Origin of the sequence: Pseudogemmobacter faecipullorum (assembly GCF_020539525.1) — a bacterium.
Lineage (GTDB): Bacteria > Pseudomonadota > Alphaproteobacteria > Rhodobacterales > Rhodobacteraceae > Pseudogemmobacter > Pseudogemmobacter faecipullorum.
The window spans coordinates 86,189-95,078 of the sequence record NZ_JACDXX010000016.1; the positions used below are offsets into that span (position 1 = coordinate 86,189).

Here is an 8,890-nt window from a genome sequence, read left to right on the forward strand (position 1 = left end):
GCTGAAGACGGACGACGGCTGCCCTGGAGGCCGTTTCCGGGCCTGGCCTGACCGGGGGGTTGCAGGGGGCAGGGGGCGGTCCGGGGCGGTCAGCATGGCGTGAACCTGTTTCTGTTGCCTTAAAAACAGGCTCCCATTATTCTGACTGACCTGTCAATCAGAATTTGACAGGGCTGTTCTGACCGGGTTTTTTCGCTATGAAAGCCGGAGTGACGGAGGTGTGTTATGGCAGCGCTGGAAAAGAATTCGCCCTTAGGCCCGGCTGAGGCCGCTCTGCCGCGCAAAATGCCGCGCGATGCCCGGCGCCAGCAGCTGATCGAGGCGACGATCGAGGTGATCGCGAAATCAGGCTATTCGCGGACCACGATGTCAGAAGTGGCGCGGATGGCCGGGCTGTCGCATGGGCTGGTGAATTTTCACTTCCAGACCAAAGAGAATTTGCTGATCGAGACGCTGCTCTATCTGTCCGAGGAATATCATCAGAACTGGACCAGCGAGACCGAGGCGGCCGGACCGGGTGCGGCCGAGCAGCTCTATGCGATGCTGGCTGCCGATTTCCTGCCCGCGCTCTGCACCCCCACGCGCCTATCAGCCTGGTGCGCTTTCTGGGGCGAGGCCTCGGGCCGGCCGCTCTATCAGGAAAACTGCGGCGAGCGGGATGCGGCCTATAATCTGCATCTGGAAATGCTTTGCGCCCGGATGAACCGCGAGCATGGCTATAGCCTCGACCCGGTGCGCACCGCCCGGGTGCTGCGGGTGACCACCGAAGGGGTCTGGCTGGATATGATGACGATGCAGCAACCCTATGGGCCGGAGGAGGCAAAGGCCACGCTGATGAGCTGCGTGGCGGCCTTCTTCCCGCGCCATTTCAGCGCTGCGGGGCTGATCTGACCGCAAAAGGGGGAGAGGCTGGCCTCTCCCCCCCTGTGTCAGGATCTGGTGGCGATCAGCGCTTTGGCAGCTGGCTGATGATTGCCTCTGCCGCATCCCGCGGGCTGGCACTGGCCCAGATCGGGCGACCAACAACGATATGGTCCGAGCCGTCGAGGATCGCCTGTTCCGGCGTGGCGATACGCTTCTGATCGCCGAGCGCGGCACCGGAGGGACGCACGCCGGGGGTGACGATCAGCTTGCCCTTGGCCTCGGACAAAGCGCGGATCCGGGCGGCCTCCTGGGGGCTGGCAATCACGCCATCTGCGCCCGCCGCCATGGCCCTGGCGGCACGCTCAACGGTGATGTCATGAATATCGCCCGGCACCCACATATTGGCATCGAGATCGGCGCGGTCGAGCGAGGTCAGCACGGTTACGGCGAGGATCTTCAGATCGGTCCCGGCCTTGCCCTCGGCGGCGGCGCGCACCACCTGGGGATCGCCATGCACGGTCAGGAAATCAAGGCCCAGCCCGGCCAGGCCGCGCACCGCATTCTCGATGGTCTGGCCGATGTCGAACAGTTTGAGGTCAAGAAAGACGCGCTTGTTGCGCTCATTCTTCAGCTCCATGGCGAGGCCGAGGCCGCCGCCGGTCAGCATGCCGAGCCCGACTTTGTAGAAGCTGACCGAGTCACCGAGTTTATCGGCGAGCGCGAGGCCCTCGATCACATTGGGCACATCCATTGCCACGATCAGGCGGTCATCCATCGCTTTACTCCATCTGTGCCGGGCGCGGCGCCGGGGCCAGGACAGCCCGGCGCGGGCTGATTTTTCCCCCTGTAGTCCCGCCCGGCCGGGTTTGACAAGTCGCCGGGGCCGCCCGGCCTGGTTTGTCGCATCTTTGCGCCAGGGCGGGGTTTCATTGACACAAGGCGGGCTTTGCGGCGAATTTGCCAGCAAAAGCCCTTGCAGCTGGAAGGTTACGCCATGGAAATCACCCTTACCGTCGAGCGGCCCGGGGAAGGGCCCGGTTCGGGGCCGCTGCAGGTGGGCTGGTTCCGGACTTCGGACAAACAGGCGGTGCTCTATGACCCGCCCGAGCGCGTGCTGTTTCGCCAGCAAAACCGGGGTCATGCCAAATCTGCAGCGCGCTGCCCGGCCGTGGTGCAGCTGGAGAGCCGCTATTTCGTGGTGAAATGCCCCTATGATATGCAGATCGGCTTTGACCGCGATAAGAACGGCCGGGCGGTGCTGGTGAACCGGCTGGGGGCGGCCAGCCCGGTGCGCGCCAATAAGCTGAATGAGGCGCTGACCCTGGTGAATGAGGCCGAGTGGCGCTATCCCGACCGCCCGACGCTGCAGCTCTCGCTGCCCTACTGCTTTATCGCCGATGAGCTGGTTTATATGACCGAGCTTTCGCCCTTTCTGCATTACCGCCCCGATCCGCTTCCGGGCACGATTTTCGGCGGCCGCTTCCCGATCTCGGTCTGGCCGCGCCCGCTGATGTGGGCCTTTGAATGGCATGAGCCGAAGAAAGACATCGTGCTGCGCCGGGGCGAGCCTTTGTTTTACTGCCAGTTTGAGGGCCATGATCCGGCCCGTCCGGTGCAGCTGGTCGAGGCCGAGCGCAGCCCTGAGCTGGAGACCTATCTCGAGCAGGTCAGCGGGGTGGTCAATTACGTCAACCAGACCTTCAGCCTGTTCAAAGCCGCCGAGGCTTTGCGCCCGGCAAAACTGCTGAACCCGAAGGTCCGCGGGTGATTTCGGTTCTGGCGATCATCACCCCGCAGGGGGAGCAGCGCGAGATCCTGCGGCATAGGGCACGGCCGGGGCTGGAACGGCTGGAGGCGCCGAACTGGTCGCCTTGCGGCAGCTGGCTGCTGGTGAATGGCGGCGGGCTGCTGTGGCAGGTGTCGCTGCAGGATCCCGGGCTGATCCCGCTTTCCACCGGCATTGCCGCCCGCTGCAACAATGACCACGGCTTCACCCGGGACGGGCGGATATTGTTCGGCAGTCATTATGAGGGGCTGGGCGCGCAGATCTATGCGATGCCTGTGGCGGGCCTTTCTGCCGGGGCGGTGCCCGAAAAGATCTCCTCCGCTGCCCCCTCCTGGTGGCACGGGCTCTCGCCGGACGGGCAGCGCATGGTCTATCCGGCGGTGCGCGGCGAGGGGCGGGAGGTGAATATCTTCAGCCGGAATCTGGCGGGCGGGACCGAGCAGCAGCTGACCCGTGACATGGGGCATAATGACGGGCCGGATTTCAGCGCCGACGGCCGGCAGATCTTCTGGAACTCGGATCAGAGCGGGTGGGCACAGATCTGGCGCATGGAGGCCAATGGATCGGGGGCGCAGCCGCTGTTTCTCGATGATAGGGTGAACTGGTTTCCCCATCCCTCGCCCTGCGGGGCCTGGCTGTGCTGGATCTCATATCCGCCCGGGACCGAAGGGCATCCGGCGGATCTGCAGGTGGAGCTCATGCTTTCGGATGCGCAGGGCCAGGACCGGCGGGTTCTGCAGCGCTTTACCGGCGGCCAGGGCTCGCTCAACGTGCCTTGCTGGGCCCCTGACAGCCGGGCCTTTGCTTTCATCCGCTACGAGCTGTGAGACCTGGCTGCCTCAGGCACTGGTGCCGAGCGGATCGGGCTGTTGTGAGCTGCGCCGCGGATCGGGCTGGTGCGGACTGCGCCGCGGATCGGAATCGAAAGCGGGCAGATCCAGCGCTTCGGTGGTGACGAAGGGGGCAAGCTTATAGGGATCGGCCCAGATTGAGACATGAATCTCGGGCGGTCCGGAGGTGGCCAGATGCTCGGGCGTCAGCAGGACAACGCGCAGCCGCAGCATCAGCCCCACCATCAGCGCCGGGGCAAGGATCTGCTCTGCCACCGGGCCGAGGTGGCCAAGATAGCTGACGCGGCGCGAGGGCAGAAAGCCGAGGATCGGGCGGCGGATCAGGCCGAAGACTCCAACGCGCCCATCCGGCATCAGCCGTGCCTCCACCGGATCCCCTATGCAAAGGCCAGCCTTCGCAATGTGAATGGCAATACCCTCAACGGGCACCTGAGGCAAAATAGGCTTAAGTCGCTCGGACATACACGTTCCTTTTTCCCCCTTCTGCCCCCCACCCCTTCCGGAAAGCAAGGGCCGCTGCCGCCGCGCGGATTGCGGCTGAGGAATGCTGCCGAAACCGGGGGATGCGATCGGCGGAAAATGGACCAGTGCGGGTGCGAAAATTATTTTCCTGCCAGCCCCGCCGGGGCAGCTCCGGAACTTGAACCCCGGCGCATCACGCCCCAGATTAGCTGTGAGGCCAAAAGCGGGCGTGCCTTTTCAGGGCGTCCGCCGGACTGGCGCTTACAGGAAAAGGAGAGACCGATGAACATTGAGAAGTTCACGGAGCGTTCGCGCGGCTTTATTCAGGCCGCTCAGACCATCGCGATGCGCGAAAGCCATCAGCGCGTTCTGCCCGATCACCTGCTCAAAGCCCTGATGGATGATGACCAGGGGCTGGCATCCAATCTGATCCGCCGGGCCGGTGGCGCGCCCGAGCAGGTGAATGCCGCGGTGAATGCCGCGATCGGGAAACTGCCGAAAGTCTCGGGCGGTGATGGCCAGACTTATATGGATCCGCAGCTGATGCGGGTGCTGGATGAGGCTGAGCAGGTGGCAAAGAAAGCCGGTGACAGCTTTGTTCCGGTTGAGCGCATGCTGACCGCGCTGGCCCTGGTGAATACCCGCGCGAAAGACGCGCTGACTGCCGGGGCTGTGACCGCCCAGGGGCTGAATACTGCGATCAATGATATCCGTAAGGGCCGCACGGCCGACAGCGCCTCCTCCGAGGATACGATGGAGGCCCTGAAGAAATATGCCCGCGACCTGACCGAGGCTGCGGCCGAGGGTAAGATCGACCCGATCATTGGCCGCGATGATGAGATACGCCGCGCCATGCAGGTGCTGTCGCGCCGTACCAAGAATAACCCGGTGCTGATCGGTGAGCCTGGCGTGGGTAAAACCGCGATTGCCGAGGGGCTTGCCCTGCGCATCGTGGATGGCGATGTGCCTGAATCGCTGCGCAATAAAAAGCTGATGGCGCTGGATATGGGCGCTTTGATTGCCGGGGCGAAATATCGTGGTGAATTTGAGGAAAGGCTGAAAGCCATTCTCAAAGAGATCGAGAATGCCGCCGGTGAGATCATTCTCTTCATCGATGAGCTGCATGTGCTGGTCGGCGCGGGCAAGACCGATGGGGCGATGGATGCGGCCAATCTGATCAAGCCTGCGCTTGCCCGGGGCGAGCTGCATTGCGTCGGCGCGACCACGCTGGATGAATACCGCAAATATATCGAGAAAGACGCGGCTCTGGCCCGTCGCTTCCAGCCGGTTCTGGTCTCTGAGCCGACGGTCGAGGATACGATCTCGATCCTGCGCGGCATCAAAGAGAAATATGAGCTGCATCACGGGGTGAAAATCTCGGATTCGGCGCTGGTGGCCGCCGCTCAGCTGTCGCAGCGCTATATCACCGACCGCTTCCTGCCCGATAAGGCCATCGACCTGGTTGATGAGGCCGCCTCGCGGCTGCGTATGGAGGTCGACAGCAAGCCCGAGGAACTCGATGCGCTGGATCGGCAGATCCTGCAGCTGACCATCGAGGCTGAGGCGCTGAAAAAAGAGGATGATGCGGCTTCAAAAGACCGGCTCGAGAAGCTGGAAAAAGAGCTTGCCGACCTGAAGGATCGTTCGGCTGAGCTGACCGCGAAATGGCAGACCGAACGCGACAGCCTGAACAAGGCCCGCGATCTGAAAGAACAGCTCGACCGCGCCCGGGCCGAGCTGGATCATGCCAAACGCGAAAGCAATTTCGCCAAGGCCGGTGAGCTGCAATATGGCACTATCCCCGAGCTGGAAAAACAGCTGGGCGAGGCCGAGGGCCGCGAAGGTGAGGCTTTGGTCGCGGAATCGGTGCGGCCCGAGCAGATCGCCGAAGTGGTCGAGCGCTGGACCGGCATTCCCACCACCAAAATGCTGGAGGGGGAGCGCGAGAAACTGCTGAAGATGGAAGAAGAGCTCGGTCGCCGGGTGATCGGTCAGCATCAGGCGGTGGAAGCGGTCAGCCGCGCGGTGCGCCGCTCGCGCGCCGGCCTCTCGGATGAGAATAAGCCGCTCGGCTCGTTCCTCTTCCTTGGGCCGACCGGGGTCGGCAAGACCGAGCTGACCAAGGCTTTGGCCGAATATCTCTTTGATGATGACAATGCGATGGTGCGCATCGATATGTCGGAATTCATGGAGAAACATGCGGTCTCGCGGCTGATCGGTGCCCCTCCGGGCTATGTTGGCTATGATGAGGGCGGGGTTCTGACCGAAGCCGTGCGGCGCCGGCCCTATCAGGTGGTGCTGTTTGACGAGGTGGAGAAAGCCCATCCCGATGTGTTCAACGTGCTCTTGCAGGTGCTCGATGATGGCCGTCTGACCGATGGTCAGGGCCGGGTGGTGGACTTTAAGCAGACGCTGATCATCCTGACCTCGAACCTCGGGGCCCGGGCTTTGTCGGAACTGCCGGAAGGCGCTGATCCGGCCCCGGCGAAAGCCGAGGTGATGGAAGCGGTGCGGATGCATTTCCGCCCCGAATTCCTGAACCGTCTCGATGAGATGGTGATCTTCGACCGGCTGGGCCGGGGCGATATGTCGGGTATCGTCGAGATTCAGCTGCGCCGCCTGGAGCAGCGGCTTGAGAGCCGCAAGATCGCGCTGACGCTGGATGCGGCGGCAAAGGCCTGGCTGGCTGAAGAGGGCTATGATCCGGTCTTTGGCGCCCGGCCGCTGAAACGGGTGATCCAGCGCCAGCTGCAGGATCCGCTGGCCGAAATGCTGCTCGGCGGTGAAATCCTCGACGGCGCGGCCGTGACGGTTACTGCAGGGCCGGAGGGGCTGCAGCTTGGCGACAGGGTGATCGCCTCGCGCCGGTCCCGCCCGAGCGAAGAGCCGCTGCATTAAGGCTGCACTGAGAAAAGAGAGGGGCGGAGGGGAAACCCTCCGCCCTTTTGCTGAGGGCAGATGCCTCCGGCGGGGATATTTCAGGACAGATGAGAGCCAGAGTTGTTTTCTGCCGCGCGGGCCCTGGAAAGCCGGCCCTCTCTGAACTGTGTCTGGCAATCGGACAGGGGCAGGCTCAGACTGCGCAGAGCCCCGCCTCTGCCAGAAGGATGCGCGAGAGATGAGCCGTAAACTGAGCTGGTCTGATGTCACGCCCCGGGGCCTCTGGCTCAGTCGCCGCAAGCTGATCGCCGGAGCGGGGGCCGGCCTTGCCCTGCCGCGCCTTGCCAGGGCTGCGGATCTGCAGCCGAACAGCTTTGAGGAAATCACCAATTACAATAATTTCTACGAATTCGGCTGGGGCAAAGAGGATCCGGCCAGCAATGCCGGGGCTATGACCATTGATCCCTGGTCGGTTGAGATCGCGGGCCTGGTCGAGCGTCCGGGGCAATATGACCTCGCGGATCTGATCAGAGGCCAGCCGCTGGATGAGCATATCTACCGCTTCCGCTGCGTTGAGGCCTGGTCGATGGTCATTCCCTGGCAGGGCTTTGCGCTGTCGGGGCTGCTCAGCCGCATCGGCGTGCAGCCTTCGGCGAAATACGTTGCCTTCCAGACCTTGTATCGCCCCGAGGAAATGCCAGGCCAGCGCCAGGGTGGTATTGACTGGCCCTATGTTGAGGGGCTGCGCCTTGATGAGGCGATGCATCCGCTGACCCTGCTGGCAACCGGGCTTTATGGCGAGCCGATGCCAAAGCAGAACGGCGCGCCGGTCCGGCTGGTCGTGCCGTGGAAATATGGGTTCAAATCGATCAAGAGTATTGTGAAAATCAGCCTCACCGCCGAACAGCCCCGCACCACCTGGCAGGAGCTGCAGCCCTCGGAATATGGCTTTTATGCCAATGTGAACCCGGAGGTGGATCACCCGCGCTGGAGCCAGGCTTCCGAGCGGCGGATCGGCGGCGGGCTTTTTGCCGGGCGTGAGCCGACTTTGCCCTTCAATGGCTATGCCGATCAGGTGGCCTCGCTCTATAGCGGCATGGATCTGCGGGTGAATTATTGACCCCGCTCTCCCTGGCTGATCGCCTCAATGCGCTGCTGCGCCGCCTGCCCGAGGCCGGGGTCTGGTGTCTCGGCCTGATCCCGCTGGCCTGGCTGATCTGGCAGGTGCTGCAGGGCGGGCCCGGCGTCGATCCGGTGCGCGGCATTGAACATTTCCTTGGCAAGACCGGGCTCTGGTTGCTGATCGCCTGCCTGGTCATCCCGCCTTTGCGTCTGCTCACCGGAATAAATGCGCTGCGTCATCGCCGCGCCATCGGTCTGCTCGCCTTCCTTTATATAGTCTTGCATCTGACCGCCTGGATCTGGCTGGAAATGGGGCTCTACTGGTCCCAGGCGCTGAAGGATCTGTGGAAGCGCCCCTATCTGTTCTTTGGCATAACCGCATTTCTGCTGTTGCTGCCGCTGGCGGCGACCTCGGGTCGGGCCGCGATCCGCCGGCTCGGGCCGCGCTGGAAACAGCTGCATCTGCTGATCTGGCCTGCCGCGGGCCTGGCCGTGCTGCATTACCTCTGGCAGATGAAAATCATCAGCCGCGAGGGCTGGATCTGGCTGACGCTTTTCCTGGCGCTGTTGGTCTCCCGGCTGATCAGCGCCGGGCTGCGCCGCAAAAAACTGCGGTGCGACTCGCCCCGGGCGGGAAAACCTGCCACCGATTCTCCGCACGGCCAGGCAAAACTGCCCTGAACCCGGGGATCGGCCCCGGACCAGGCCGGGAGGTGAAAAAATGTAACCCGCAAAAGCCCTTATTTCATTGGGCCTGATGCGGGGCGGCGCAGTTTTTTGTCACGAACAGTGAAATAAGTGCTTGCAGGTTCTGTGATTGGGTCCTAGATACCGGCTCACCGAAACGGAACGCAGACGGAGACGGCGGCGGGAGGTTGAGGGAGGCGGCGGAAGCTGCCGGAACGACATTCTGACAAGGTTGCGG

General features: G+C 63.3%; 8 protein-coding genes. 6 read left to right on the forward strand and 2 right to left on the reverse strand.

Going from position 1 to position 8,890, the window contains the following annotated elements:
* The first annotated feature begins 225 nt into the window (after positions 1–225).
* Positions 226–891: a TetR/AcrR family transcriptional regulator gene (locus tag H0485_RS15935; protein WP_226936940.1), complete on the forward strand. Its 666-nt coding sequence runs from the start codon at positions 226–228 to the stop codon at positions 889–891.
* A 55-nt stretch (positions 892–946) separates the two neighbouring features.
* On the opposite strand, the gene pyrF is transcribed toward H0485_RS15935, so the two are convergent.
* Positions 947–1,639, reverse strand: a complete 693-nt coding sequence (gene pyrF / locus H0485_RS15940; RefSeq protein WP_226936941.1) for an orotidine-5'-phosphate decarboxylase — start codon at positions 1,637–1,639, stop codon at positions 947–949.
* Positions 1,640–1,858: 219 nt separating this feature from the next.
* On the opposite strand from pyrF, the gene H0485_RS15945 reads away from it, so the two are divergent.
* Positions 1,859–2,632, forward strand: a complete 774-nt coding sequence (locus H0485_RS15945; RefSeq protein ID WP_226936942.1) for a hypothetical protein — start codon at positions 1,859–1,861, stop codon at positions 2,630–2,632.
* Positions 2,629–3,477, forward strand: a complete 849-nt coding sequence (locus H0485_RS15950; RefSeq protein ID WP_226936943.1) for a TolB family protein — start codon at positions 2,629–2,631, stop codon at positions 3,475–3,477. Before H0485_RS15945 ends, H0485_RS15950 begins: the two co-directional genes overlap by 4 nt.
* Before the next feature lie 12 nt (positions 3,478–3,489).
* Here the strand turns inward: H0485_RS15950 and H0485_RS15955 are convergent, their stop codons facing one another.
* Positions 3,490–3,963 carry a hypothetical protein gene (locus H0485_RS15955; RefSeq protein WP_226936944.1) on the reverse strand — a complete coding sequence of 158 codons (474 nt, stop codon included), beginning with the start codon at positions 3,961–3,963 and terminating at the stop codon, positions 3,490–3,492.
* A 282-nt stretch (positions 3,964–4,245) separates the two neighbouring features.
* Here H0485_RS15955 and clpB point away from each other — a divergent pair, with 282 nt between their 5' ends.
* The 3 genes from clpB (at position 4,246) to msrQ (ending at position 8,646) form a co-directional block, all read left to right on the forward strand.
* Positions 4,246–6,861, forward strand: coding sequence for an ATP-dependent chaperone ClpB (gene clpB, locus H0485_RS15960; protein WP_226936945.1), 2,616 nt, complete (start codon positions 4,246–4,248; stop codon positions 6,859–6,861).
* Between the two features lie 220 nt (positions 6,862–7,081).
* Positions 7,082–7,963, forward strand: coding sequence for a protein-methionine-sulfoxide reductase catalytic subunit MsrP (gene msrP, locus H0485_RS15965; RefSeq protein ID WP_226936946.1), 882 nt, complete (start codon positions 7,082–7,084; stop codon positions 7,961–7,963).
* Positions 7,960–8,646: a protein-methionine-sulfoxide reductase heme-binding subunit MsrQ gene (gene msrQ / locus H0485_RS15970; RefSeq protein WP_226936947.1), complete on the forward strand. Its 687-nt coding sequence runs from the start codon at positions 7,960–7,962 to the stop codon at positions 8,644–8,646. Before msrP ends, msrQ begins: the two co-directional genes overlap by 4 nt.
* The last annotated feature ends 244 nt before the right edge of the window (positions 8,647–8,890 follow it).

Coding starts and splice junctions, on each gene's coding strand:
- clpB (WP_226936945.1), top strand. CDS start 4,246: ATGAACATTGAGAAGTTCACGGAGCGTTCGCGCGGCTTTATTCAGGCC.
- msrP (WP_226936946.1), top strand. CDS start 7,082: ATGAGCCGTAAACTGAGCTGGTCTGATGTCACGCCCCGGGGCCTCTGG.
- H0485_RS15935 (WP_226936940.1), top strand. CDS start 226: ATGGCAGCGCTGGAAAAGAATTCGCCCTTAGGCCCGGCTGAGGCCGCT.
- pyrF (WP_226936941.1), bottom strand. CDS start 1,639: ATGGATGACCGCCTGATCGTGGCAATGGATGTGCCCAATGTGATCGAG.
- H0485_RS15945 (WP_226936942.1), top strand. CDS start 1,859: ATGGAAATCACCCTTACCGTCGAGCGGCCCGGGGAAGGGCCCGGTTCG.
- H0485_RS15955 (WP_226936944.1), bottom strand. CDS start 3,963: ATGTCCGAGCGACTTAAGCCTATTTTGCCTCAGGTGCCCGTTGAGGGT.